This window comes from Paraburkholderia phymatum STM815 (genome assembly GCF_000020045.1).
GTDB classification, from domain to species: domain Bacteria; phylum Pseudomonadota; class Gammaproteobacteria; order Burkholderiales; family Burkholderiaceae; genus Paraburkholderia; species Paraburkholderia phymatum.
Window position 1 is genome coordinate 234,496 of the sequence record NC_010627.1, and the last position, 25,745, is coordinate 260,240.

At 56.6% G+C, this 25,745-nt stretch carries 15 protein-coding genes and 15 pseudogenes; 11 read left to right on the plus strand and 19 right to left on the minus strand.

The window, feature by feature from the left end:
- Nucleotides 1–152: 152 nt before the first annotated feature.
- The 8 genes and pseudogenes from tnpC to BPHY_RS40820 all read right to left on the minus strand — a co-directional run.
- A pseudogene (gene tnpC, locus BPHY_RS36945) lies at nucleotides 153–791 on the minus strand (IS66 family transposase); the annotation flags it as partial.
- Between the two features lie 73 nt (nucleotides 792–864).
- A complete protein-coding gene (gene ltrA, locus BPHY_RS36950; RefSeq protein ID WP_012406574.1) occupies nucleotides 865–2,376 on the minus strand; it encodes a group II intron reverse transcriptase/maturase in 1,512 nt (503 codons plus the stop codon).
- 610 nt (nucleotides 2,377–2,986) lie between these two features.
- A pseudogene (locus tag BPHY_RS36955) lies at nucleotides 2,987–3,697 on the minus strand (transposase); the annotation flags it as partial.
- Between the two features lie 119 nt (nucleotides 3,698–3,816).
- Nucleotides 3,817–4,170: an IS66 family insertion sequence element accessory protein TnpB gene (gene tnpB / locus BPHY_RS36960; protein ID WP_012406575.1), complete on the minus strand. Its 354-nt coding sequence runs from the start codon at nucleotides 4,168–4,170 to the stop codon at nucleotides 3,817–3,819.
- Nucleotides 4,170–4,634 carry an IS66-like element accessory protein TnpA gene (tnpA, locus tag BPHY_RS36965; RefSeq protein ID WP_012406576.1) on the minus strand — a complete coding sequence of 155 codons (465 nt, stop codon included), beginning with the start codon at nucleotides 4,632–4,634 and terminating at the stop codon, nucleotides 4,170–4,172. The genes tnpB and tnpA overlap by 1 nt, the downstream gene beginning before the upstream one ends.
- 58 nt (nucleotides 4,635–4,692) lie before the next feature.
- On the minus strand, nucleotides 4,693–4,833 hold the full coding sequence (locus BPHY_RS43680) for a hypothetical protein (protein ID WP_244304978.1): 141 nt from the start codon (nucleotides 4,831–4,833) through the stop codon (nucleotides 4,693–4,695).
- A pseudogene (locus BPHY_RS43685) lies at nucleotides 4,823–4,996 on the minus strand (transposase); the annotation flags it as partial. The pseudogene BPHY_RS43685 and the gene BPHY_RS43680, both read right to left, overlap by 11 nt.
- A 661-nt stretch (nucleotides 4,997–5,657) precedes the next feature.
- Nucleotides 5,658–6,449: pseudogene (locus tag BPHY_RS40820) on the minus strand (IS5 family transposase).
- A gap of 167 nt (nucleotides 6,450–6,616) precedes the next feature.
- On the opposite strand from BPHY_RS40820, the gene BPHY_RS40825 reads away from it, so the two are divergent.
- On the plus strand, nucleotides 6,617–7,849 hold the full coding sequence (locus tag BPHY_RS40825; RefSeq protein ID WP_012406577.1) for an amidophosphoribosyltransferase: 1,233 nt from the start codon (nucleotides 6,617–6,619) through the stop codon (nucleotides 7,847–7,849).
- Here BPHY_RS40825 and BPHY_RS43690 read toward each other — a convergent pair.
- The 3 genes and pseudogenes from BPHY_RS43690 to BPHY_RS44380 all read right to left on the minus strand — a co-directional run.
- Nucleotides 7,840–8,211, minus strand: a pseudogene (locus tag BPHY_RS43690) (hypothetical protein); the annotation flags it as partial. The gene BPHY_RS40825 and the pseudogene BPHY_RS43690 sit on opposite strands and share 10 nt — an antisense overlap.
- A 312-nt stretch (nucleotides 8,212–8,523) precedes the next feature.
- Nucleotides 8,524–8,634, minus strand: coding sequence for a hypothetical protein (locus BPHY_RS44375; protein ID WP_407671307.1), 111 nt, complete (start codon nucleotides 8,632–8,634; stop codon nucleotides 8,524–8,526).
- Between the two features lie 94 nt (nucleotides 8,635–8,728).
- Nucleotides 8,729–9,235: pseudogene (locus BPHY_RS44380) on the minus strand (NAD(P)/FAD-dependent oxidoreductase); the annotation flags it as partial.
- Nucleotides 9,236–9,302: 67 nt separating this feature from the next.
- On the opposite strand from BPHY_RS44380, the gene BPHY_RS36980 reads away from it, so the two are divergent.
- Entirely contained in the window at nucleotides 9,303–9,776 is a 474-nt protein-coding gene (locus BPHY_RS36980) for an MmgE/PrpD family protein (RefSeq protein ID WP_041766577.1), read from the plus strand.
- A gap of 55 nt (nucleotides 9,777–9,831) precedes the next feature.
- The gene (locus tag BPHY_RS36985) at nucleotides 9,832–10,266 is read left to right on the plus strand and encodes a MaoC family dehydratase (protein ID WP_012406578.1); all 435 of its coding nucleotides are present in this window, start codon (nucleotides 9,832–9,834) and stop codon (nucleotides 10,264–10,266) included.
- Nucleotides 10,267–10,275: 9 nt separating this feature from the next.
- On the opposite strand, the pseudogene BPHY_RS41550 reads toward BPHY_RS36985, so the two are convergent.
- A pseudogene (locus tag BPHY_RS41550) lies at nucleotides 10,276–10,434 on the minus strand (IS110 family transposase); the annotation flags it as partial.
- 51 nt (nucleotides 10,435–10,485) lie between these two features.
- On the opposite strand from BPHY_RS41550, the pseudogene BPHY_RS42985 reads away from it, so the two are divergent.
- Nucleotides 10,486–10,651 (plus strand): annotated as a pseudogene (locus BPHY_RS42985) (ATP-binding protein); the annotation flags it as partial.
- 228 nt (nucleotides 10,652–10,879) lie between these two features.
- Here the strand turns inward: BPHY_RS42985 and BPHY_RS42335 are convergent.
- Nucleotides 10,880–11,127: pseudogene (locus BPHY_RS42335) on the minus strand (IS3 family transposase); the annotation flags it as partial.
- A gap of 207 nt (nucleotides 11,128–11,334) precedes the next feature.
- Between BPHY_RS42335 and BPHY_RS36990 the strand changes: the two are divergent.
- From BPHY_RS36990 to BPHY_RS37005, 5 genes are all read left to right on the plus strand, one after another.
- Nucleotides 11,335–12,321 (plus strand): GHMP family kinase ATP-binding protein, encoded by a 987-nt coding sequence (locus BPHY_RS36990; protein WP_012406579.1) that lies wholly within the window; start codon nucleotides 11,335–11,337, stop codon nucleotides 12,319–12,321.
- A 36-nt stretch (nucleotides 12,322–12,357) separates the two neighbouring features.
- A complete protein-coding gene (locus BPHY_RS39040) occupies nucleotides 12,358–13,983 on the plus strand; it encodes a pyridoxal-phosphate dependent enzyme (protein ID WP_052306267.1) in 1,626 nt (541 codons plus the stop codon).
- Between the two features lie 275 nt (nucleotides 13,984–14,258).
- On the plus strand, nucleotides 14,259–14,498 hold the full coding sequence (locus BPHY_RS43695) for a hypothetical protein (RefSeq protein WP_233445553.1): 240 nt from the start codon (nucleotides 14,259–14,261) through the stop codon (nucleotides 14,496–14,498).
- Nucleotides 14,495–15,436: a transposase gene (locus BPHY_RS37000; RefSeq protein ID WP_407671308.1), complete on the plus strand. Its 942-nt coding sequence runs from the start codon at nucleotides 14,495–14,497 to the stop codon at nucleotides 15,434–15,436. The genes BPHY_RS43695 and BPHY_RS37000 overlap by 4 nt, the downstream gene beginning before the upstream one ends.
- A 120-nt stretch (nucleotides 15,437–15,556) precedes the next feature.
- On the plus strand, nucleotides 15,557–16,279 hold the full coding sequence (locus BPHY_RS37005) for a GntR family transcriptional regulator (protein ID WP_012406581.1): 723 nt from the start codon (nucleotides 15,557–15,559) through the stop codon (nucleotides 16,277–16,279).
- A gap of 284 nt (nucleotides 16,280–16,563) precedes the next feature.
- On the opposite strand, the pseudogene BPHY_RS37010 reads toward BPHY_RS37005, so the two are convergent.
- Nucleotides 16,564–17,058: pseudogene (locus tag BPHY_RS37010) on the minus strand (IS3 family transposase); the annotation flags it as partial.
- A gap of 345 nt (nucleotides 17,059–17,403) precedes the next feature.
- Between BPHY_RS37010 and BPHY_RS44475 the strand changes: the two are divergent.
- Both BPHY_RS44475 and BPHY_RS40855 read left to right on the plus strand, forming a co-directional pair.
- A pseudogene (locus tag BPHY_RS44475) lies at nucleotides 17,404–17,826 on the plus strand (IS110 family transposase); the annotation flags it as partial.
- Between the two features lie 366 nt (nucleotides 17,827–18,192).
- Nucleotides 18,193–19,202 (plus strand): annotated as a pseudogene (locus tag BPHY_RS40855) (IS110 family RNA-guided transposase).
- 306 nt (nucleotides 19,203–19,508) lie between these two features.
- Here BPHY_RS40855 and BPHY_RS37025 read toward each other — a convergent pair.
- The 5 genes and pseudogenes from BPHY_RS37025 to BPHY_RS37045 form a co-directional block, all read right to left on the minus strand.
- On the minus strand, nucleotides 19,509–20,393 hold the full coding sequence (locus BPHY_RS37025) for a DMT family transporter (RefSeq protein WP_012406583.1): 885 nt from the start codon (nucleotides 20,391–20,393) through the stop codon (nucleotides 19,509–19,511).
- Between the two features lie 417 nt (nucleotides 20,394–20,810).
- Nucleotides 20,811–22,034 (minus strand): ISL3 family transposase, encoded by a 1,224-nt coding sequence (locus BPHY_RS37030; RefSeq protein WP_012406584.1) that lies wholly within the window; start codon nucleotides 22,032–22,034, stop codon nucleotides 20,811–20,813.
- A 430-nt stretch (nucleotides 22,035–22,464) separates the two neighbouring features.
- Nucleotides 22,465–23,374, minus strand: a pseudogene (locus tag BPHY_RS37035) (FAD-dependent oxidoreductase); the annotation flags it as partial.
- A gap of 71 nt (nucleotides 23,375–23,445) precedes the next feature.
- Nucleotides 23,446–24,368, minus strand: a pseudogene (locus tag BPHY_RS37040) (2-oxo acid dehydrogenase subunit E2); the annotation flags it as partial.
- A 200-nt stretch (nucleotides 24,369–24,568) separates the two neighbouring features.
- Nucleotides 24,569–25,659 (minus strand): annotated as a pseudogene (locus tag BPHY_RS37045) (ISL3 family transposase); the annotation flags it as partial.
- Between the last annotated feature and the right edge of the window lie 86 nt (nucleotides 25,660–25,745).

A 25,745-nucleotide genomic window follows, 5' to 3' on the forward strand; every position in this document is an offset into this window, starting at 1 on the left:
CACATACTGCTCCTGGCGATATCGATCACCGCCTCGCCGGGGTTCAGCGCCAGACGACCCGCTTCATGAAACGTCAGCCACAGATCTGTGCCCACCTCCTACTACCGCGTCAGCGGTTTAGTACAAGAGCGCCTATGGATTCAAATCCATAGACGTTCGATGACATTGTTGTCGACTGAGGCGCGCCCATCGTTCACGTACCTGCTAAGGTACATCCACTGGTTGCGTGTGTATGAGATTGCCTTGCCGAGCAGGCTCTCGGGCAGGATCTGCGGGGCCTGTTCGTCGAGCCACGCCCTGAAGGAGGCAAGCAGCGGTACGCTGTGCTGCTGACGCAGCCGGTACGTGTGATCGACACGCGTCTCGCCTTCTGGCAAATCGGCTTTGGCCAGCGTCTCGACCTGATACAGCGCCTTGAAGTACTCCAGTGCCTGCGCGGCACGACCGCCGGGTTTCTTCATGCCCTTGAGAGCGTCGACGAAGGCACGGCGCGCGTGAGCCAGGCAGCCGAAGTGCGTCGGGCCTTCGAGCGTTCGCCAGGCGGCATACCCGTCGGTCATCAGCAGGCCTTCAAAGCCGCCAAGGAACGTACGGGGATATTCCTGGCCGCGCCCCGGCTGGTAGTCAAACAGCACGATAGGCTCCGGACAGTCTTCGGCACTGCGGTACACCCACATGTACGACGTGCTCTGCGCAGCCTTGCCAGGCTCCTTGAGCACCTGTACCGTTGTCTCGTCACCATGGATCAACGGCTGCGACAGCAGCGTCCTGCGAAGAGCCTCATATAGCCGGTCGGGTAGCAGCGGCGCATTGCTGCGCCGCCGCCCCCTAAGAACCGTACGTGCGGGTCACCCCGCATACGGCTCAAGCCATTCCGTCGGCACCTTTGTGAGCACCGGGCCTCCCGGCGGAACGTTTCTCGGTTCGACGGCGGGCAAAGTACGTGTCCCATGCCGGGTCAAACGGGTTGGCCAATCCACGGATCTTGACGTGTCGCCGTATCGCAACCGTCGCCGCGCGGAAGAGCTGCAGGCCGCGGCTGTCGCCCTCGGTTGAGCCCTTCGTCTCAAAGTCCCAGGACCGTTGCCCGTCTTGCCGGAAGTACCGTTGCTTGACCCACCGGACTCCTTTCGTGGGGTGGCGACGCTGCGCCCATTTCCAGAGCCGTTGCCAAATGTGCGAGTCTACCGAGGAGAAGGTCGCTTTCGACACGATGTGGCGGTGATACTGAGCCCATCCCCGGATGACCGGGTTGAGCTGGCGTATCAACGCTTCCTGCGTGGCGCTCGCGTTGCCCTTGATGATCGCCCCGACCTTGTCAGTCAGCGACTTGATGCTCTTTTTCGCTGGCTTGATCAGCAGTTTGCCGTCGTACTTACGTACGTTCTGGCCGAGGAAGTCGAAACCCGCCGCTATGTGTGTGATTCTAGTTTTCTCTTCCGAGAGTTCCAGACCTCGGACGGCCATGAACTGCCTGACCGCAGGAAGCACCTTGAGTTCCAGCACATCTTTCGATACGCCAGTCACCACAAAGTCATCGGCATAGCGGATAACGCTGAGTTGGGCCCTTTTGCGGGCACGTGCGGATGTACCCACACTTGCGTGAACTGCAGCTTCCAACCCATCTAGCGCCATATTCGCGATCACGGGCGAGATGATACCCCCTTGGGGTGTACCAGCCCGTGATTCGAACAGGGTTCCCTCATCGATATAGCCAGCTTCCAGCCACTTACGCAGGATCACCTTATCCATCGGTATATGCTTCAGAAACCAGGAGTGACTGAAGTTGTCGAAACAGCCTCGAATGTCACCCTCAAGAACCCATTCTGGCGAAATGCGTCTGGCCAGAACGGTGAAGCACTGTTCGATGGCATCGGCGGTCGAGCGCTCCGGCCGAAAGCCGTAGGAATTGGCGTCTGCAAGGGTCTCCGCGATGGGTTCCAGAGCAAGCTTCCACAAAGCCTGCATCGACCGGCACCGCATGCATGGGATTCCTAAAGGCCGCTTTTTTCCATTACTCTTGGGAATATAAATACGCCGCAGCGGCATCGCACGATAGCCGCGATGACGCAGCGACAGCATTCCTTTCCATTTGGCCGCCGAAGATGACCATACTCTACCGTCCACCCCCGGCGTCCTCTTACCTCGATTTTCCGTCACTCGCTTCACGGCCAACATCTTGGCGCTATGCGAGCGGGTCAGCAGGCGTTGCAAGACTTTCGCCTTGTCCCACCTGCCTTCCCTGGCGGCCTTGGCGATACGCGCCTGAAGTCGTTTCACCTCTGCCTCGATGTGCGGCCAGTTCGCCTGATCCCACAACTGTGCAGCGTGCGAGGACGCACCAGTTTCAGACGCTTTCGCATCGTTCGCCGTCATCTGCTTTTCCTCGTATAACGATTTGTCAAAGTTCTCTCGCCATGAATGACCATGCGGAAGTCTGCCCGCTTTCGCGTCGAGCAATGTCTCGGCTCGTATCCCGTCCATTACAGACAGGCATTCGCTTTCTCCGCACTCCTTTACCCACAGTGCCAACAGCGTTCCTTGCGGTTCGCCTGCCGTTGCCGGCAGCACTATGGGCTTACCCTGTTCCGCATGAATTTCCGAGCGGGGTGGACCCTTCCTCTTCGCCGGCGGCTTGTCATCCATGGTGGCCCATACAGTAAAGACCACTCCATACCGCATACCTTTTGGTCCAAGCCTGTCATCACGTTTGGCTTGCTACTGCTAACGACGTTTATCGGAAGTTCACGTATGTTGGTCGTACCCGCTCATCCCTTGCGCCTCAACGCCTTCGTGCTAGGCAGATTTCACCTCCCCTCGCGGTTCGGTGTACCGGTGGCCCGGCGGCTACTTTGTCCCCGGAGCTTCACACGGTGCTGTTGCCGGCTCCGCATGTCCAGGTAGGGAACGGTTGATGGAACAACCGGTATCATCAGGTCAAACTTTCTCCTGCGAGACAGAAATTCAGGCGACTTTCAGGTCGCACGCTGTAGTGCAGTTCAGCGGGACGGATGATCCAGTTCGCCAGCGTGCCGCGCCCGATTTCGATGTCAGCGCGGACCAGAGCGTTCGCCATGCGGTACAGCGGCGTGCCGTCGACGTACCTGCCCACCGTGACGGTGGCGATCATCGCCGCACTGGCATTGCTGCCCGGCAACGGTTGCGCTGGCATCGATGCGGTGATGACCGGCGCGCGTTCGGCGTTTCGTTCGCAGTGGCGGCACGCGTACTTGAATCGCACATGCTGCAACACCGACGCCTTCGCCTCGATATGCAACTGCTCGCTGACCTCTTCGCCCATGCGATGAAGTGCGTGCGCGCAACATGGACAAACCCTCTGATCTTCGGGCAGGTCGTATTCAATGCGCTGGCGTGGCAGGTCCGCCGGCAGCGGCTTGCGTCCGCGTTTGTTCCTTACCGGCCCGGGTACCTCTGGCAGGCCAGTGTCGGGTAGCGTGAACGTGTCTTCGGTGCTGTCGAAGTCGTCGTCGGGTTCGGCGGCTGCGATCTGTTCGGCTTCGTCAAAGACGCGGTCCTTGAGTTTCTCGCTGCTCGGGGCGAAGCGTTTGCTTTGCGCTAGACGAAACTGCTCCTCCAGATGGGCAATCCGTTCGCCCAACTGGCGGTTGCGTGCCTCGAGTTCACGGATATAGGCCTGGGCGGCCGGTGGCAATCGGGAGAAGTCGTCTTCGTTCATGCTCCCAGGATAGCGGAGTGCCGCGTGCAATGGGTTTACGGGAATTTGTAACGCCCCGAAGGAAGTCCCCCTTGGGGGGACAGCGCGGTCAGCCGTTGTTTACCGGCAACGGCCGGTGCTCAGCTCGCGTGACGGTAGCGCCGTGCCGGATGGCGGTGCATGGCATCAATATCGATGCCATCGAGCAGCCAGTGGAGCTGCTCGGTCGTCAGCTCGATCACCGCCTGTTGTCGGCTTGGCCAGACGAAGTGATCTTCCTCGAGGCGCCGCAACATCAACCAGAAACCGGTGCGTTCGTAGAACAGCAATTTGACCCGGTTGCGTCTGCGGTTGTGGAAGGCAAATGCGGCACGTGCAAATGGATCGAGTTGCATGGACTGCTCGACCAGCATCACCAAGCTGTTGATGCCAGCCCGGAAGTCGATCGGCTCCCGATGCAGGAAGACCCTCAGGTCTGCATCGAACCGAAACATCAGCGTGCCCCCAATGCGGCAAACATCGCAGTCACGAGTGTCGCATCGTGCCCCGAACACTCGAGTTCCAGCTTCACGCCGTTGGGCAACGTGGCCGACAGTCTTGCCACCGGTGCCGCTCGGGGCGACTGATGCGAGGGTTCCGGCTCTGGAAAGGGGCGGCGAGCGGGTGGCAGAGCAATCGACGGCGCCGGTTCACCGATCGTAACTACCGGTACGAAAGCTGATGAGGCGACGGCCATGCCTTCATTCACCGGGGCATTTGACTGTTCGCGCAACTGAACCCATTTGCGCAACTGGTTGGCATTCACCCCGGCCTTCAAGGCCAGCCCAGACAGCGATGCGCCCGGTTGCAGGCACGCATCGACCAGTCGTTGCTTGCCCATTGGGTCGAAGCTGCGCTTGCCGCCGACACCAACGCGTGTCACCCGCAAGGGCAAAAAGGTCAAATCATCGTCAGTCATGGATTGCGTCCGCAAGTTGGGTTGCGGACGCAATCGTGGACCTTCTCAAACTCGAACGCTAGGTGGGTGGAAATTCGCGCTTACGGTACAACAGCATCCACCACGCCGCTCGCAGTTCCGCGCAAAAACTCTCCCATCCCACCGTCGACTGGTAGTAGAAATAGACAGGCAACGCCACGATGATCAACAGGATTTCCATCGCCCGGCACGGCCAGCCCTTGCCCTTTCGCCTGTCGGCGCCACGTGTACAACGTCTGTTCGGTAATCCCCGTTTCTCGTGCTAGCGTCGACACCGGCGCATTCTCCGGCGGCATCATGCGACGCACCAGCGCTTCTTTTCGTTCTTCTGGGTAGGCTTTTATTCATGCCAATTCTACCGCCCCTGGACTATCTCTAGGAATCAAGCGACACGACAACTATTCTGACGCCGGGGATAGTAGCCAGTCGCTCTACTTACCCCACTGTCTGAATTCCCGGCGCCACCAATCGGTAGCGCAACAAATTGGCGGAATTGTCTGGTTTGTCTGTTGATGCTACGTAAGCGTTGCCTCCCCTTGCACTGCAGCAGAACAGTTCCTCATGCTTCTCCGGCGGTATTGGCGGAGGTCGCATTTCCGGGATTACAGAGAACGGCAGGCGTTAATGCCCCGTTTGACTCGTTTTGTTCGAGCTTCTAAGACAGCAAACGGCGGGCTTGTCCGGTTTGAATGTACGCCTAGGCTGATCCTGGGGGGGCGGATCTGACCGGAAAAGAACGTTGGTATGAGACTTGCAAGCAACGGGGCGCTGCCGCCCGCACCGCTGAGGCTTCCGCAGTAACGCGTTCGTGCCATGCACGATCTTTTGAGATTGAACAGTTGTAAGGCATAACCTCAACAGCCACCGGAATGGAGCGAACGGTACAGCGAGCAGCAAACGGCCAGCGAGGCAATCGAGCCTATTTGACAAGGTTTGTTGCGCATCGCATCGCATGCTGCAGTTTAAAGGCAACGCTGAACAAGCGTACTAAGAGTCGCTAAGTCATCAACGAAGCGCGAGCAGATACCGGCAGCAGCCAATGAAAGGACTATTAATGTCTAGACGCCGCTTCAAACGAATGCGCAACTTGCCGAAACCGGCAAACCAGGCATGCGTGTGCTAGACCGCCCGGCGATGCCGCCCGAGCCGCTCCTTGCTTTGCACGCCGCGACGGGCAATACGGGCCGTGATACCGCGCTGCTTCAGGTAATTCTGACAGCGGGCAAAGTCATCGCCCGTGTCCGCATGCAACTTGCCCGGGCTTTTGCGGGGCTGGCCATTCAGGCCCGACACCGCCGGAATGGCATCGAGCGTGGGCTCGAATGCCATCGAGTCGTGTCGGTTGGCGCCCGTGACCGTGATGGCCAGTGGAATGGCGCGCGCGTCTACAACGATGTGCCGTTTCGACCCGAGCTTTCCCCGGTCTGTCGGGTTCGAGCCGGTTTCCTGGCTCCCCGGGGCTGGGCGCACTGGCCGCATCAAGGCTCGCCTGTTCCCAATCAATCTGGTCGTGTTCACGCAACCGGCGAAGCATCGCCCGATGCAGTTGCTCCCACACGCCTGCGGCCTGCCAGTCTCGTAGACGTCGCCAGCATGTCATGCCGCTACCGAAACCCAGCTCCTGCGGCAGGCCTACCATGGGATGCCAGTTTGCAGGACATACAGGATGCCGTTCCGTGCTGCGCGCTCCTTAACTGTCCGCCGAAGGCCGCCTTTGGGTGACGGCGTAAATGCTGGAATCAACGGTTCCAGCGCCGCCCACAGTTCGTTGCTGATTTTTCTTCTGCATGCGCCCAGGATACGAAACCAATGGCTTGATGTCTAGGTTGTGTTAGCCGCTCTGAAAGAAGTAGGCAAGTGCATCTTTTTCCACGGCAAACGAGAACGGAATGAACTTGAAGCGGTCAGTCATCGTTCTACACGACTCGTCAGCACTTGTAAATGAACCTAGGAGAAAATAAACTATGGCAGGAATTGCAGCAGCATTTAAACTACCAGACAGTGTTTCAGATGAAACGGTACTTAGCCGTCTGGGGAAGATGGCGGCAAAGCTAGCAAATAGGGGGCAATGCGGCGCAGACCTATTAGTGTTTAGTGAAAAAACAGGCACAACGCGATATCACTCAGATTGCCTCCCATCAAAATATATTCCTATAGAACAAAGCGAATATGCCATAACAATCAGCCACCCTGCTTCTGTAGGCTTGGCGCACATTCATAATCACACCCCAGTACAAAGTGATCCGCCTAACGTGCAACCACGATCAAACAGTGAATTCAATCACAATGAGAAGAACACATTTATCTCAATTTCACTAAATGGCGCTTTGGCTAACGGTCATGACTTGAAAGATGAATTACAAAAACATGGCGCCTTATCACGCGGAAATGACGATGCCGAGATTTTCATGCGATTTGTCGAATTAATTTGCAGAAGAGACTACTGGAAATTTGGTGAGCGCGTCAATTATAAAAAAGTCTTTCGAGAAATTGATCTTCGAATCGACGGGGCTGTCAGTGTCCTGCTTTTGGACGGACATGGCAATCTCGTTGCATATAGGAATCAAGGGGGGATACGCCCATTGGATTTCATGAAGACGACGGACAAGTTTGTATTGTTTGCCTCAGAAAACGGGGCCTTCATTTACTTCGACGGTGAATGCGAGGAAGTCTTGCCGAGTCACATAAAGGTAATGGACGCGCAAACCGGACTTTTGACGGATCATTTTGTCGGCGACGAAAAACATCCTGCCACCCTATGCGCATTCGAGTCAATCTATATTGGAAACCTAGAGACAAAAAGCAAAAATCAACGCCATGAGTCAACGCGCTACAAACTAGGTTCTGAGCTGAGCGAGTTGATGCGTCAAAAGATCTCGTATGGTCAGCATAGTGGACCGATTACTATTTCATCGATGCCAGATACCGGTAGACCATACGCTGACGGACTTTTTTCACAGCTATCCAAGGAAGATCCAACAAATTATGAAAGGATGGAAGTCGTCAGGTTAAATTTATCCCAGCGCACACTGATCGGTGATGTTCGTCAACGCAAGTCACTCATTAACCAGAAATATCAGATTATTGATGCTCGCGTGTCAGGAAGGACGACTTCTGACCTCAAAACGAGCGACGCAAGACATTGCCCCCCAATGTATGTTGGATTAACGCCATGCCCCGAAAATCCGCAGGCGTAGTGGACGCGGGTTCCAGGTAACGTTCTAAAGAACGGTAGCCGGTCAAACGAGATATCGATGCCACCGCCCCATGTTCTGTCAATCTGAACGTCTCTGAAAGCCGGCAACAGGCGACGGAGGCCGCGCTCCGCACGTACTGCCGACGCCAGGTCAGTAGTCAGCCGTGGATCCGACGTATTTCCCCCAAAGCCGATCGGACCCGAGCCCGAACCCATGAGGATCCGTCCATCAGACGAATGGAGTTCGCTACCTTTCTGTACGCGTGAACCACGAGCGCTGCCGCCCGAGCCTCTTCGATATGTCGGCGGACGCTTTGTGCGCTGGGGTATTCTCCGATGCGAAGAAGACGAAGAAGTTGGCAAGACGTCACGATTCGATAGTCTTCCGAAAGTAGTGGACGAACATCCGCAAGTCAGTAATGCCTTCCTCCCGCTTCCAGCCCATTAGACTGATTTTCTCCGGTGCCGGTTGCGTCATCAATGCGTAGGATGAGAACACGGTAAGGTATGGGACGATCTCCCTGTGCTTCGCGAGTTCGATATTGGTCGCGAGCACTACTTCCTTTGCGATGATTTCACCGTTAGGGGTGACGACGCGATTGAGCGTTCCCTCGAGTCTGCCGGAAGACAGCCGGGCCGCCAATGGATTTGCTCACCATCATCGTGTACCGATTCTCAGGCCAAACGTTTTTGGGATAGCCGCAGCGACTCGAGGTAACCGTCGAGCCGAATCATCCGCGTGCCTTCGAATACCTTCACATCCGCAGCAATCGCCGCAGCTCGCAACTGGCGCGCCAGACGTGCTGGTTGGACAGTCGCGCCCTCGGGGAAATATACGCCCTCCCGGAAAGCGGGATCCGCAAATCTCCTGTACTTCTTCGGGCGTCAGCGACCGTACGGTGTCCGGTACGCCGAGTTGCCGTGCCGTATCAAGGTATGTTGCGATCTGGGCATCTTGCGCCGGTGCGGCGGAGACGCGCATGTGACCGTTTTCACGCCACCATACGTCGCGACCAGGCTCGGTAGCAAACAGCCGAATAGCGTCCTGAGCCCGCGTGCCGGCTCTTGCGACGGCCAACGCCGCATCAGGGCCAATGTTCCCAGCGATTCCAGTGAGAGACGGCCAGTACCCGCTGACCTTCCCACCATTTTTACCGCTAGCGCCGGAACCGCACTGGGACGATTCAATGAGAGCGACGATGAGATGTGGGGCGCGCTCCTTGAGGGCCAGTGCAGTCCACAGTCCGGTATACCCGCCACCAACGATCACTACGTCAACCGTGAGCACGCCGGTAAGGGCTGGCGCCGCAGGTTGTACACCCTCGCTCCGCAGCGCCTCCTCAAACCACCATGACGGATCATTCGGAGCTTTTCCCTGCAGATTCATTTGCCCTTCCCTCTGATAAACGTATATCGCTCTCGCAACATCACGCGTCTCCTCTTCAAATTACCGCTTGAACCTGGATCTAGACGAGGATGTCTTCCCCAGCCAATTTCGACTCGACCGTCGCGCGCGCGGGGGGATGTTCTTTATAGCGTACAACATTGCAACGGCGCTGCTGACGGGAGACCTGTTCACAAATGACTTCACCGAAGAAGCCATATGCCGTGCAGACGTACTGGCGGTTAGCCGGAAAGTGCAATCGCTGCACGATCCAGAATGCGAAGACCCCAAGCTGGGAGCCCATGGGAGAATTAAGATCGATATTCATCTCAGAGATGGCTCGAGCCTGAAGGACTCGATCGATTACCCCAAGGGCAATCCCAAGAACCCCACGAGTCCGGAAGAAATCGATCAGAAGTTTATTCAATGCGTCAGACACACGCAAGATACGAAACTGAACGCAAGCGCCGGTGACCTTCTTTCGTTGCTACATGGATTCCCTTCCGGCAGAGGCACCATAAGCGATCTCATGTCGCTGCTCTGATGTTTGACCACAGCAATTATTGACCTCCAATCCAGACAGTTCGTGGAGCCATTGCATGCCAGACTCTAGCTATAAAGTAGGGGAAACCACGTCGAAACTGATTACGTTCGATGTTGATTCCGTACGGCGGTTTGCGACACTTGCCGGAGACCACAGTCTCTTGCATCACGACGACGTGTTTGCCAAAGCAACCAGATTCGGCAAGCTCGTCGTCAGTGGCACGCAATATTCGGCGCTGATGATGGGCATGGTTGCAACCTTCCTGACGGAGCGCAGGGCGGGTCTTGGTCTGGAGTTCGAGTTCCAGTTCCGCAAAGCCGTGCTAGTAGGGCAGACCCTACGCATGGAATGGCGCATAGTGTCCGTCGAACCCAATCCAAAGCTCAAAGGAGACGTTATCGGCCTCGAGGGTTCATTGTTTGATGAGCTTGGCGAGGTGTACGTTCTTGCTCGGTCGAAAAGCCTCAGCATACCGAAGGACCTGCTTTAAAGCGGGCTCTCTTCGCAGACGCTCCGGGCTTTGCGGCAGCACCACGCCAAATTCCGAAAGCAGGCCACGTATCCAGTTGTAGATTGCGGTCCGTTCCTCGACAAAGCCCTGCGGCGTTCGATGCACGCAGGGTGTCGCCTGTTGGTGTTCGTCCTTCAGCGGCACGAAAGTGTAGTAGCCTTAAGCGCGAGGCGGCCCCGCGACGGAAAGATGAATTGAGTGATCCACCAGCGCTACACGCTGCATCGCGGCGCCGGCGTGATTTCCAATTGCATCGTCCAGGACTGAGGTGCTCACCTTGGCGACAACACGAGGCACCGCGATCCTCGACCGCCTCATGCATCACTGCCACCTGCTCGAGTTCGACGGTCGCAGCTATACTTAAATAGTTCTCCAAACCCTTGCGCGAAAAACTAAATAGGTCTAGGTACTGTTTCACGTGGTGAGGGGAACTTAGGTACCCATAAGTGGAGCAGTTTGAAATGCGAGTTCGAGCGCCCAGCATATCGTTTTTACCGATGCGGCTTCATCTGCACATCGGCATCCGGTTGCAACCAAACTGGGTCGTCGCGCAACTCTGTTTACAAAAACAGGCCATATGAGAAAACTTCTAAAGGGTCAACCGGCCAATCATCGCGTCCAGTGCCTTCAGATCGTCCGGCGGTTCCGCTGCTACTGGTGCGGACCTACCGAACACCTGAGCCGCGCGCTGCTGCAATTGCCGGTTCGACTCCGTGATCTGTTTCGGATGAACCTCGAACTGCTGAGCCAGTTCGGCCAGCGTGCGTTCGCCTCGGACAGCGGCCAATGCCTCCTTCGCCTTGACGCCGCTGAGTGAGTGCGCCGGGTTGTTGTTGTCACGTTTCGTTTGCCGGCGTTATGCCAGTCTCATAGACCAGTCGCTAACCGTACGCTGTAGTGAGTTACCCGCACCACCTCTCAGCATCCTGGGACGACATCTTGAGTTGCCTGGATTGTCAGATAGATGACGCGCGCTGTAACATTTGTTCAATTCGTTGCACGGTTGCGTGATTGCTTTCGCCGGAGGCAGTCTGCTTGCCCGTTGGCATGCAACTTGTATTCAAAATGAACTTAGGAACTACGCGCCGATTTTTTGCCGCATCTGTTTTTCCTATCGGCCTACGTGAAACACAATCCAACGGGATATATGTTATGCATGGAAAACAAGGGAAAGGCGAGGCCGCCGGACATCATGGAGAGCTTCTCCAAGGTGTTTTTGAAGACGATACCGGTCTATTGCGTCGTGGTCTCGTCTCCATGCCTTACCGTCAACTGAAGTCGAGGGCGGAGTTTTTGCCGAATGAAGAGCGAGAAGTGGTCGTTTTTCCAAGGCGTTGCGAAAAAGCCAAACGCGCGGCAGAAATCACACTTAAGCGATTCTCGTCCGCGAGCGTGGGCGGACTTCTTAGGATTACCAGCAACATCCCTGTTGCGCGCGGTATGGGGTCATCCACGGCCGACGTAGTCGCCAGCATTTTGGCAGTTCTTGAATCGCTCGATGTTCAACTTCCGCCTGGCGATGTAATCCAGATTGCCGTAAGCGCTGAGACGGCATGTGATTCAACAATATTTTCACAGCAGGCAGTATTGTTTGCGCAAAGAGATGGCATTGTTCTCGAATCGTTTAGGAAGTCAATTCCACCGATTGACTTTATAAGCGTCACTGCAGATACCGAACAGACTGTCGATACGCTCGATCTGCACTTGCCTCAGTATAATCCGGAAGAAGTTGAAACATTTCGTCCGATTCGTGCTCTATTGCGTAAAGCCATTGATACATCCGATATCAACTTGCTCGGCCGCGTCGCGACAGCAAGCACCTGGCTTAACCAACGATTTCTACGAAAACCGCGCCTGTTCGATATCGCCGAAATTGGTGCCCGGCATGGCGCAGTCGGAATACAGATTGCCCACAGCGGAACGGTTATTGGCGTCATGTTTGATCCGGCGAAAGAAAGAACCACGGAAAACATACATTTGGCAAACCGTGAACTCATATATTCCGGCTTTGAAACTATTCTCGTCACACAGTGATCGAACCTGAGATAAAGAATGACGAATCGAACTATCATGCGAAATCTAGAGGATTTCGAAAATCCACGAATTGTCAGGCTGAGTGACGATCTTTATGGCGCCAGCTTCTTTCTGATGAAGCTCCTTCCAGCGCGGTTCATACTCGAGCAGGCCGTATCGCAGGGACTGCTCAAACCGGGCGCCACCATCTGCGAGTCTTCCTCAGGTACTTTTGGTCTGGCGTTAGCGATGCTAGCTGTGCAATATGATTATAATCTCATATTGATAAGCGACTGGGCAATCGATCGTCATCTTAAAAGTCGCCTTGTAGAGCTTGGTGCACACGTAGAAATTGTGAACGATCCGGCGCCCCAAGGCGGGCTTCAACAGGCCCGGCTAAATAGGCTGGCCCAATATCTGAGGGAGATTCCGGGCAGCTTTTGGCCGTCGCAATACTCTAATACGGGGAATCCACTCGCCTACGGTAAGTTCGCGGAACTGCTGATCAAAAAACTTGGGAAGATCGACTGCCTGGTTGGACCTGTTGGATCCGGTGGATCCATGTCCGGTACTACTAAATTTCTAAGAGCGCTATTTCCCGAATTGCACGCGATCGGTGTCGATATGCCGAATTCCGTTTTGTTTGGGCAACCCAGCGGAGATCTGGGGGACCTTAGTGGGCTAGGGGGCGAAATTGTGCCTTCCAACGTGGCTCATCAGCAGTTTGACGAGGTTCATTGGCTGACGCCCGCAGAAGTGTTTCATGGGACTCGTCAATTACACCGGGAACATGGGTTATTTATGGGGCCTACCAGCGGTGCAGCGTATAGAGTGGCCGATTGGTGGTCTAGAAAGAACCGGGGCAAGAACGTTGTGGCAATTTTTCCCGATGAGGGGCATCGCTATGTTGGAACTATTTATAACTATGAAGTCGACTGGCTTTCGTCCCTGTCTGTTTCGTCCGCTCAGGTGCGGGACGAGCCAGTAGCTGTGAACGCGCCCACGGAGGTGTTGAGCGGTTGGTCGTGCTATGCATGGGGAAGACGAACCCTCGATGACGTTCTTTCTGGTGTCATTCGGGAAGCGCCACCAGGCCTTGTCTCTCGACCGCAGAAATCGAAGAACTCGCACGCGGCCCCGGCTGCCTCAGAAGAACCCTTTTGCAACGCACCGATTCCCCCCATCGTAGCAGCGGATGCTAGGCTGGTAGCGTTGTCGCATCTCGACAGCACTACCGTTGCCCACCTCGCATTGGATGCCGACCAATGTCAGTATGTGGATCCGTTGTACGTGGTGTTTTCCGAACTCAGCAACAGCCCAAATCCGGATTTCGGACATCCGTTTGCAATTGCGGTCCATGATGAGATTGTAGGGTTTTTTGTGCTTCGAGAAAAAGCCGCGATGCCCGACTGGGCGGGGCCGGACGCTATAACGATGCACAGTCTCCGTGTTGGCCGATCATATCAAGGAAATGGATACGGCAAAGCAGCAACCGAACTGGCTGTTAGCTGGATCGCGTCGAACCGGCCAAGCGTCGAACGCTTGATGCTTGGCGTCAATGCACGCAATGCGATAGCTAAAAGCATGTATCTCGTCTCTGGCTTTCGAGACACGGGATCCACTTATTGCGGCCCGATCGGCATTGCGCACATTCTTGAATATGTAATTACGTCAGAGAGATGATCGTCATTTTCTGCAACCGGCTTCCGACTGGACGCTTTCTTGTTGCAGGTGAGGCAGGTTCTAGACGGTCGGATTATTCGCTCAGACTAGCGACTCTCAAACATTTAGCGGGCCATAGTGCTTGGTTATCCTATGCCGCCGAGAGCATGGTTCTTCATGCGACTGAACACGGTTGTTGTCGAGAAGTTGGGCAGAGGATGTGCCCTCTTCAGCCTCTGTTGAATTCCGAGTGGGTGGTATCGTCCGGGTTTTGCATAACAAGACGAAGGGAAGTCATGCATAGCCAGTTGTTTGAAGCCGCATTGGGAGTGAGCGATCCGTGGTTTGTGAGCGGCGTTGATTTCGACGCGGCCGCCAAACGGCTGACGATTCAGATCGGCTTCACTGCCGGGACCCGCGTTCCGTATCCGGAAGTCGCTGGCGCGCATCCCGTGCATGACACTGTCGTCAAGCGCTACCGCCACCTGAACTTCTCCAGCATGACTGTTATCTCGAAGTGCGCACGCCGCGCGTGAGGCAGCCCGATGGCCGCGTCACGCTCGTCGAACCCAGTTGGACCGGCAAGCTCGGCGGCTTCACGCTGCTGTTCGAGGCGATGGTGCCTACACTCGCCCAGCAGATGCCTTTTGCCGCCGTGGCCCGCGCCGTCGGTGAGTCGTGGCATCGCGTACACGCGATCTGCAAGCGCTACGTCGAACTGGCTTTGGCCGAGATTGATCTGTCCGACGTGACGAGCGCTGCTGTCGACGAGACCTCCTATAAGCGCGGGCACAACTGTCTGACGCTCATGGCCGCCGCCAAACAACGCAAGGTCGTGTTCGTTACCGAAGGCCGGGACGCCGCCACCATCGAGCAGTTCGCCGCCCATGTGCAAGCGCACAACCCCACGCCCGGGCAAATCACCTCGGTCAGCATCGACATGTCGCCTGCCTTCACCAAGGGCGTCAGCGAGCACCTGCCCACGCCTGCATCACCTTCGACAAATTCCACGTTGTCGCTCGGGCATCGTTTGCTCTGGACAAAGACGCGGCGGCTCGAACAGAAGACCGACCCGGACCTCAAGGGCCTGCGCTGGGCACTGCTCAAGGACCGCGATCGGCTGAGCGTGGCGCAGGGTGCCGATCTCGACTCGCTCGTTGCCAACGTCACGACCAAGCGCACCGCCCAGGCCTGGCTCTATCGCGAGCAATTGCGTGACATCCTCGATCGCAAGCAGATCAACGTCGTCTCCGAGATGCTCGAGCAGTGGTGTATCAACGTGATGTGCTCCAAGGTCGAACCCATGAAGGAGGTTGCCCGCATGATCCGCAAGCACTTCGACGGCATCGTCGCCTGGACCCAGACGCGTCAGACCAACGGCTTCCTGGAGTCCTCAACGGCCTGTTTCAGGCCGCCAAGCGACGCGCGCGCGGTTACGCCAACCTCACGACCATGCGTACGGTGCTGTTCCTGATCGCCGGCAAGCACGACTTCACTTCGATCAACCCGCACGCGGCATAACCCACTCAAATCTCAACAGAGCCTTTCACAAGCCATCTCGATTAAGATTTGCATATTCTTGGAATGTTTCGGAATGACCAAGCTGACAGTGAAGCGACTACACGGGAAAGTTCGGCAAGAGATAACGCGAAGGGTGACGGAGCATGAGTATGGGATGGGCGAGCGCTTGCCGTCGGTCTGTAAGTTAGCCAATAGTTTCGGCGTCAGTGTGATAACAGTAGCTCGCGCACTGAGGGATCTCCGGTCCACTGGGGTAGTGGACTGCGTGCCCGGGCTTGGAAGTTTTGTGAGACAGCGGCGACGATTTGTCTTCGACTTAGATGTTTTGCTTAGGACTTCCGAAACTCCGTCGCAACATTTTTTTGAGCGGCAGATCAAGATAATCTCCGTTACACGAGAAAAGTTATCGAGTTTTGACTTCAGCGAATTTGATGCACCAATTGAAACTATGTGCTGTGTGCGGAGTTTGATATCGATTGACGCAATGCCGATTATGTTTGACACAGTTTATCTGTCGCTCTGCCTAGGTGATAATATTGTTAGCGAGCTTAACGGGAGGTCGATTGGTGAGTTTCTACGTGATCGAGAAATTTCTTTTGACAATGTGAGATTGTTTATAGACGCACGGACTGCTTCGAATGACGCGAAAGCTGCATTTGCGATCCCTGAAGCGTTTCCAACACTCCGCCGCGTTTATCAGTTGATCACAGAACATCCGCTGGACTCGGTCTTTGGAATCTCCGAATCTCCGTTCGACCGGCTGGCATGGAGGGTGGATGGAGTGCCTCAGATCTAACGAGTTGCGGAAATAATTGCTCGATGTGCCTGGTCCATAGAGGCGACGACACTTGTTCGGATTCCGAGCGATTTAAGTGCCCCCCGGGTGCGCTCATGCTGCCTCTCAAGAAACACAAATCCTGTGGCGCCGGTTTTACGCTGCCGTTTCGGGCTCAAGGCGGAAGCCGAGTGCCTTGGCACGGCGCTTGAGAGCGGCGACACTGCGCTGCTGTTGCTGCTCCCCATGTCCCCGCCGACTGAACTTTGAGCCACCAGGGGTGCGGTAAAAATCGTGGACTGGTTTTATGCCGCAATTCCGAGACTCTCCCGGTATTCGAGCGGGCTGTGTGAGCCGAGCGAAATCTTGATGCGCTTTGCGTTATACCAACGGATATAGGAGTCGACTACCTCAATGAAGCGCTCAATGGTGGTGGTCTGCCAGTCCCGAGAATAGAACAACTCCGTCTTCATCCGCCCGAAGAAGCCTTCGCAAGCCGCGTTATCCGGCGAACATCCTTTACGTGACATCGAGCGAATCAGCCTTGCTTCGCGCAACCGTGTGAGCCATCCGGGCCGGCGATAGTGCGCACCACGATCGGAGTGGACTACAGGTCGGACGTCGCTGTCGGTCACCGTCTCGATGGCTGCGTCCAGCATGGAATTTACAAGTTCGGCGTCCGGTCGCGTGCCGATCGACCAGCTGACAACGAGCCCATCAAAACAGTCGATCAATGGCGAGAGATACACCTTGCCAGCCGGAATCTGGAACTCGGTAATGTCGGTTAGCCACTTCTCATCCGCTTTCCTAGTTTTATGTAGAGCCGGACCGCTCGAACGCGGTCTTCGTACGAGTACATGAACTACCTCCAGGTAGTCCAAGTTTTCGTCCGCACCCCCAGAGGCTCAATTTTCGGTCGGCGTAAACACGCCGGCAGAAGTAATTGCCGTCAGACACCCGTTCTTTCACTCCTTCCCAGGATAGTTCACAGCATCGCCAATGCCAGGACTTTTGCAGATGGTATGGACGCCTCCCCTCGGAAACGGGTCTTTGATGATGCGAGCCGGTGTTGGAAGTTCGAGCGGGCGCAAGCTACGTGTGCGAGAGTGCGAATGCTTTTAACCACGCTCCGAGGAGAATCCGAGATGAAGGCCGCGATCATTAGGATGGACACTGCCAAGCAGGTGTTTCAGCTTCACTCCGTCGCCCCCTCAAAGCGGTCACATCGAACGGTTCAAAATCAAGCGTGCTCAGGAGCTTGAGTTCTTTGCCAAGCGAGCACCTTCGGTAGTCGTCATGGAAGCGTGTGATAGCGCCTATGACTGGGCGAGACGATTGCAAGCCTTGGGTCATGAGGTAAAGCTGATATCTGCCAGATCAGTACCCCCTTTGTACTTCGGAACAAGACCGACGCTGCCGACGCGCGAGCGATCTGCGCTGCTGCTCAGCAACCAGATGCTCGATTCGTTACCGTCAAAAGCGAGGCGCAGCAGACTGTTCTGGCAATACGAGTGCGTGCGCAACTGATGAAGTTTCGTATCATGCAAACCAATGTATTCCGTGGACTGTAGTACGAGTTCGGCGAAGTCCGCTTTCCTAGTTTTATGTAGAGCCGGACCGCTCGAACGCGGTCTTCGTACGAGTACATGAACTACCTCCAGGTAGTCCAAGTTTTCGTCCGCACCCCCAGAGGCTCAATTTTCGGTCGGCGTAAACACGCCGGCAGAAGTAATTGCCGTCAGACACCCGTTCTTTCACTCCTTCCCAGGATAGTTCACAGCATCGCCAATGCCAGGACTTTTGCAGATGGTATGGACGCCTCCCCTCGGAAACGGGTCTTTGATGATGCGAGCCGGTGTTGGAAGTTCGAGCGGGCGCAAGCTACGTGTGCGAGAGTGCGAATGCTTTTAACCACGCTCCGAGGAGAATCCGAGATGAAGGCCGCGATCATTAGGATGGACACTGCCAAGCAGGTGTTTCAGCTTCACTCCGTCGCCCCCTCAAAGCGGTCACATCGAACGGTTCAAAATCAAGCGTGCTCAGGAGCTTGAGTTCTTTGCCAAGCGAGCACCTTCGGTAGTCGTCATGGAAGCGTGTGATAGCGCCTATGACTGGGCGAGACGATTGCAAGCCTTGGGTCATGAGGTAAAGCTGATATCTGCCAGATCAGTACCCCCTTTGTACTTCGGAACAAGACCGACGCTGCCGACGCGCGAGCGATCTGCGCTGCTGCTCAGCAACCAGATGCTCGATTCGTTACCGTCAAAAGCGAGGCGCAGCAGACTGTTCTGGCAATACGAGTGCGTGCGCAACTGATGAAGTTTCGTATCATGCAAACCAATGTATTCCGTGGACTGTAGTACGAGTTCGGCGAAGTCTTGCGCGAAAGCTATCGTGCCTTCAGTAAGGCATTCCCTGCCGCGCTTGCGGGCGTCGCCGAGCGTCTGCCGGCCCTGCTGGTCGACAGCTTGAAGGAGCAGTGGCAACGTGTGCAGCATAATGATCGAGAAATCGCTGTCTTGGAACGGCGTCTTACCATTCTTTTCATGACAACCCACACTGCAAGAACGTCGCGGATATTCCTGGTGTTGGACTTCTCACGGCGACCGCGACGGTTGCAGCTATTGGCGATCCGCACACCTTCAATTCGGGGCGCGAGTTTGTCGCATGGCTGGGGCTCGTGCCACGCCAGACTGGAACCGGTGGGCGAATCCGGCAGATGGGTCTGAGCAAGCGTGGGAATACTTATTTACGCACGCTACTGATGCACAACGCCCGCTCGATAATTATCCAAGGAAAGCGTTCCGCTTGGCTTGAAGATTTGCTAAAGCGCAGACCCTTTAATGTTGCGGTTGCAGCTATCGCGAATAGGCCGGCAAGGACCATTTGGGCGGTACTGGCGAGGGCACAGGGATATAAAAGTTCGTCGCCCGCTACCGCGTAGTCTTCCAGGCTTTCCGACTCAAGATGCTTCCAACTTCCCGAGGAGCGCAAGCACGTGCTTCATGGTGGCTAACAGGTTGGACCGGGGCGAGGTTGGACCGGGGCGAGGAAAACCCCGATAAGGAACATGAACCATAGCGTTCGATTCGCAGATGAGATCTCGCCAGCGAATTCCATTAGGGACAGCAGGCTAAATCGGCGTGCGCAAACGGGCCGGACATAACCGTGCTGCCTTTACCTGCGAGCCAACATCGCAACAATGTTTGCAATCCGGGAGGCGTCCACATAAGACCTTCCTTAACACCGTTTATGCTCGGCAAGAAAGATAGAGAACACTAGCGATGATTATTAGCGATCCGAGAGCTGCCTGCCGAGAAATTACCTCACCCAAAGTCAAATAGTCAAAAATGATCGCCCATACGATACCGAGGTAACTAAATGAGGCAACAATCGGGGTGGTGAGACTTGCGATTGCAATGGTGAGCATAAGTTGGGCTACACCGGCAGTCAGCCCAAACAGAAACATGTGCCAAAAATCTGTTAGATTTGGCTTTACCCAAGCGGTAACAAGTGACATCCCACTAACAAGCGTTGCTGTTATTGTATAATAGAGTACAATCGCCGCAGGCTCCTCGACTCGAGAGAGTCTCTTTACTTGGATAAGCGAACCGGCGCTAAAAATAGCGCTTAACAGGATTAGTATTATCCCGCGCGGCGAGGAGCCGTCGCCTGTAAATGGTGAGCAAACCACAGCAACTCCGACGAGCCCGCACATCGATGCGATCGCCGTGGGTAGACGAAAACGCTCGGCCAAGAACACGATGCCGAAGAAACAGACGAAGATTGCCTCAGTCTCCTTTAGGGTCACGGCGGTTGATAACGGGACATATGGTAAGCCGGCAATGAACAGGCCGATCCCGGCAAGTCCTGTGACGGCTCTAAGGAAATGACCGGCCAACCGATGAATCGTTGGCTTCTTCCATTGAATGCGGCGGGTCTGGAACACGAAAGCAGCAGGAATTAATCCGAAGAGCATCCGAAAAAAAATAAGCTCGTTTGGCGGATATTTTGTCGAAATGGTCTTCGCAAGCAAATAGCTCACTGTAAAAAGGAGAATAGAATGGAACATAAACGCAATCCCGCGCAGCTTTCTAGTTTTCCCGGTGGAAATCTGGTTCTTGATTGTCAACATATGGAATGCTGCCTCGACATTTCCGAATAGGGCGCCTATATAACTTCCCGACAGCAATTGAAACCAGCGCTGCCTGAAGGGCTAGTTTCGTTGCGTGTGCGCGGGCACAAAATACTTGCTTATGGAGATAGGGTACAAATGCGGCTACCGACGGGGTTGGCAATTTAGCGTGGGTGGATCACTGATTTCAGCTCGGCTCGCATGAAAGATTCGGGCATCACTCGCGGAGCAGACGATGTTCTCGTCGTAGTAGTGTGTTATCTCCCGTACACGCCGATTGACGCCGAATCGGACGATCAAGAAGTGAGATTATTGGGATAGCATCACGAGGGGTTTGAAGTGGGCGAGCTATATTAGTGGCAAATCGAGCGACCAAAACCATAATGGCGATTTCAAAAGTGGAGTGGGTAATGCGGCTCACGAGGCATGTGGATTGAAGGCCGAGAAGTCGAGCTTGCCCGCGATCAGGAACAGCACGGTGCGCATGGTTTTGAAGCTGGCATACCCGCGTGCCTTGCGCTTGGCAGCTTGAAACAGGCCGTTAATGGCTTCAATGAAGCCATTGGTCTGGCGCGTCTGGGCCCACGCGACGATGCCGTCGAAATGACAAAGGATCATTCGTGCGACATCCTTCATGGGTTCAACCTTGGAACGCATGACGTTGCTACACCAGCGGCGCAACATCTTGGAGACGACGTGGATTTGCTTGCGATCGAGAATCTCGCGCAGTTGTTCGCGGTACATCCAGGCGCGGGCGGTGCGATTGGTCGTGTACTGGCTGATCAGCACCTCGAGATCGGTCAGTTGCGCGAGATTCAGCTTGTCAGCATCTTTGAGCAGCGACCAGCGCATGCCCTTCAGTCCGGGATCGGTCTTCTGCTGCTCGCGGCGCACGCCATCGAGGGCTTTCGAGGCGTGCGCCACGACATGAAACTTGTCAAAGGTCACGCGCGCATCGGGCAGATGCTCTTGCACGCCCTTGATGAAGGCGGGCGACATGTCAATGCTCACCGATTTGATCTGCGCAGGCGTTGCGTTATGTTGCTCCAGGTGATTGGCAAAGCGTTCGACCGCGCCTGCATCCTTGCCTTGCGTGACAAAGACCACGCGCCTGGCGTCCATGTCGGCGACCAGCGAGACATAGTCGTGGCCCCGTCGGCACGAGGTTTCGTCAATGGACACCGCAGTGACTTCGGACAGGTCAGTCGCAGCCACCGCCAGGTCCACGTAACGATCACAGATGGCCTTCACGCGATGCCACGACAGGTTCACCAGGCGCGCTACCGCCGCAAATGTCATCTCCCGGCACAGCGTCAGCACGAGCGCTTCAAACAGCAGCGTAAAGCCATCGAGCTTACCCATCCAGTCAGGCTCTACGGGCCGCACCGAGCCGTCCGGCAGGCGCACACGCGGGACACGCACCTCCAGGTAACAGTCGAACTGAAAGAAATTGAGGTGGCGCAGTCGTTTAATGACCGTGTCGTGCACCGGGTGTTCGCCCGGCACCCCGGGACAGGCAAACCGGCTGCCCGCAACAAAGTCCACCGCAATCGTCAGTTCCGTTCCGAGATCGACACCTTGCACATGCCACGGCGCCTTGATTCCCAGGGCGGCTTCAAACAGTTGGGTTTGGTTCGTCATAGTTCGCGTTGTCTTGCAGGGCTGGTTGCAGCATTCTGCCGCAACCGACCCCTCTGCCAACTTACTTCCGCCATGCGCGTCAAGTGTTCGCTTCGCCGGGCTGACGCCCGCACTTGACCCGGCAACCACCCACTCGAGATTCAAAAGAACCACCATAATTTTATGAATTCCATAGTGTTTTTTGGCGAATCACGCGGCGACCGAAGCGTGATGACGTGGACTGCAAGCAGTTTTCGAGCCATGTAAGCCTAAGCAGGGAATCCCCGGTGAAAAGGAGCTTTTGAGGCATATCGCAAAATCACGTCGTCTGACTGATATCGGCGACGTCGCCTTCCTGACAAACCGCGCGCCTTTGTCACAAACAGCGCTTTCGTGTCCCATCTTGGCGCGTGATTTGGCTGACGGCGCCGCTCCTTCGATAATCGGCCATATCGACTTCGATAAAGCCGCGATCCGTCACGGCGACGCGCGCCTTGTCCGCGCCGATCTTCTTGCCGTTCGGGCTGCGGCCCACCGCGACGAACACGAGATCGTAGCGCTGCGGCTCGGCGGGCGCCTTCTCGTCTTCGAACGACACGTAGATGCCGTCCGCCTTCGCTTCGGCGGCCCTAGTCTTCGTCAGCATCACGTTGGTGAAGCGCTGGCTGTTGAACTTCTCCCAGATGTTCACAGATCGCGGTCCGCGCCCAGCATCAGGCCGTCGAGCATTTCGACGACATCAATCTGCGCGCGCCCGATGATGCCGCCGCCGATCACGAGCATGCGCTTCGGAATCTGACGCAGCTCGAGCGCGCACGTCGAATCGACGACGCGCGGATCTTCCGCGATCAACGGTAGGTTCACGGCCTGCGAGCCGGCCGTGCGGGTCACCTCCTTGTGGAAGCTGAGGTACCTCGTGGCCCATCCTGTTATGATCGCCTGCTTGAAGCGGACGACCTTCTTGCCGCCGTCGCCCTGCACGTCCATGTGATGCGGATCGACGAACGTGCCGACACCGGTGACGACTTCGACCTTGCGCGCCTTCGCCATGCCGGCGAGACCGCCTGTCAGCTTTTTGACGACGCCGGACTTGAAGTCGCGCAGCTCGCCGAAATCGATCCGCAGCTTGCCGAACGAAATGCCGTGCGCTGCGAGTTCTTCCGCTTCGTCGATGACGAGCGTCGTGTGCAGCAGCGCCTTCGACGAAATGCAGCGACATTCAGACACGCGCCGCCGGTCGGATAGCGTTCGACCAGCACCGTCTTCATGCCGAGGTCGACCGAGCGGAACGCGGCCGAGTGACCGCCGGGGCCCGCGCAGAGCACGAGCATGTCGCACCCGATGTCAACGCTGCCGCTGAATCTGCGCTTGCGGCGCGATAAGGGTCATTTATTAGTTTTTTCCCTGCGGTTGTACCAGGGCTTGCCGCGAGTCAAAGTGATACCCGTCGGTAGTCACCCAGAATCGTGGCGAGATCGGCATTGAAGCGGCAAGCTTCTGCACCATCAATCACGCGGTGATCCCATGAAAGTGACAGGAGCAGCATGAGGCGCGGCACGAATTGCTTGCCGTTCCACACCGGCTTGATCGCGCTTCGCGACAGGCCGAGGATCGCCACTTCTGGCGCGTTGATGTTGGTCGGCGTGAAATGCGTGCCGCCGATGCCGCCGAGCGACGAAATCGAGAAGCAGCCGCCTTGCATCTGGTCCGGCTTGAGCTTGCCTTCGCGCGCGAGCTTCGAGAGCTCGGCCATTTCCCTGGCGATGTCGACGAGGCCCTTCTTGTCCGCGTCGCGGATCACCGGGACAACGAGGCCGTTCGGCGTGTCGGCGGCAAAACCGATGTGGTAGTACTGCTTGAAGACGAGGTTGTCGCCGTCGAGGCTTGCATTGAACGCCGGGAACTTCTTGAGCGCCGCGACGCAGGCCTTGATGACGGACGCGAGCATCGTGAACTTCACGCACGCTTTCTCGTTCTCCCTGTTCAGTTGCAAGCGCAGAGCTTCGAGGTCGGTGACGTCCGCTTCGTCGTTGTTCGTGATGTGTGGGATCCTGACCCAGTTGCGGTGCAGGTTCGCGCCGGAAATCTTCTTGATGCGCGAAAGGGGCTTCGAATCGACGAGGCCGAACTTCGCGAAATCGACCTTCGGCAAGGCAGCAGATTCAGGCCCGCGCCGGCCGCAGCCGGGGCGGCGGCAGTGCCGGCCGGTGCTGCGAGCGCGCCCGTCATCACGCCCTTCACGAACGTGACGACGTCGTCCTGCGTGATGCGGCCCTTAGCGCCCGTGCCCTGAACTCGCGTAATGTCCATGCCGAGATCGCGCGCCATTTTGCGCACCGAGGGCGAAGCACGGCTTGATCCGTTCAGCCCAAACTCCTTCTCCTGGATCACAGCCCCTAGCGCGCGCAGGTGCGGACGGATCGCCTGCCGGTTCGCGCAGTTCATAAATAATGGATGAACCGTCGTAAAACCCGGACTTCGTCCCCGAGCCCGTGTCGCTGGTTACCGCCTCGGCCACCGCACCTTGCGACTCCATAAGCAGGATAGCCTCAATGAAATCCGTTGGTCTGGCGCGTCTGGGCCCACGCGATGATGCCGTCGAAATGACGACGGATCATGCGCGCGACGTCCTTCATCGGCTCGACCTTGGAGCGCATGACGTTGCCGCACCACCGGCGCAGCATTTTGGAGACGACGTGGATCTGTTTGCGATCGAGAATCTCGCGCAGTTGCTCGCGGTACATCCAGGCACGGGCCGTACGGTTGGTGGTGTACTGGCTGATGAGGGCCTCGAGATCGGTCAATTGCGCGAGATCGAGCTTCTGCGCATGCTTGAGCAGCGACCAGCGCATGCCCTTCAGCGAGGGATCGGTTTTCTGTTGCGAGCGGCGTACGCCATCAAGCGCTTTGGACGCGTGCGCCACGACGTGAGACTTGTCGAAGGTCACACGCGCATCGGGCAGATGCTCGTTCACGCCCTTGATGAAGGCGGGCGACATGTCGATGCTGACCGATTCGATCTGACCGGGCGCCGCGTTGTGTTCTTCCAGGTAGCGGGCAAAGCGTTCGACCGCCCCAGCGTCCTTGCCCGGGGTGACGAAGACGACGCGTTGCGCATCCATGTCGGCACCAGCGAAACATAGTCATGGCCGCGTCGGCACGAGGTTTCGTCAATGGCAACTGCGGTGACCTGGGACAGGTCAGTCGCGGCCACGGCCAGGTCGACATAACGGTCGCAAATCGCCTTCACCCGATGCCACGACAGGTTCACTACGCGCGCCACCGCGGCAAATGTCATCTCCCGACACAGCGCCAGCACAAGCGCTTCAAAGAGAAGCGTGAAGCCGTCCAGCTTACCGATCCAGTCGGGCTCGGCCAGCCGCACCGAGCCGTCCGGCAGTCGTACCCGCAGTACCCGGACCTCCAGATAGCATTCGTGCTGGAAAAAATTCAGGTGCCGCAGCCGCTTGATCTGGGTGTCGTGAACCGGATGCCCGCCAGCTACGCCGGGATAGGGAAAGCGCGTACCCGCGACAAAGTCCACAGCAATGATCAGTTCACGCCGTGCGGCGTCGAAGTCGACGCCTTGCACGTACCACGGTGCCTTGATTCCCAAGGCGGCTTCAAACAGTTGGGTCTGGCTCATCGGTTCTCGTTGTCTCGCAGGGCTGGTTGCAGCATTCCGCCGCAACCAGCCCTCTCTCAGCCTGCTTCTTCGATGCGCGTCAAGTA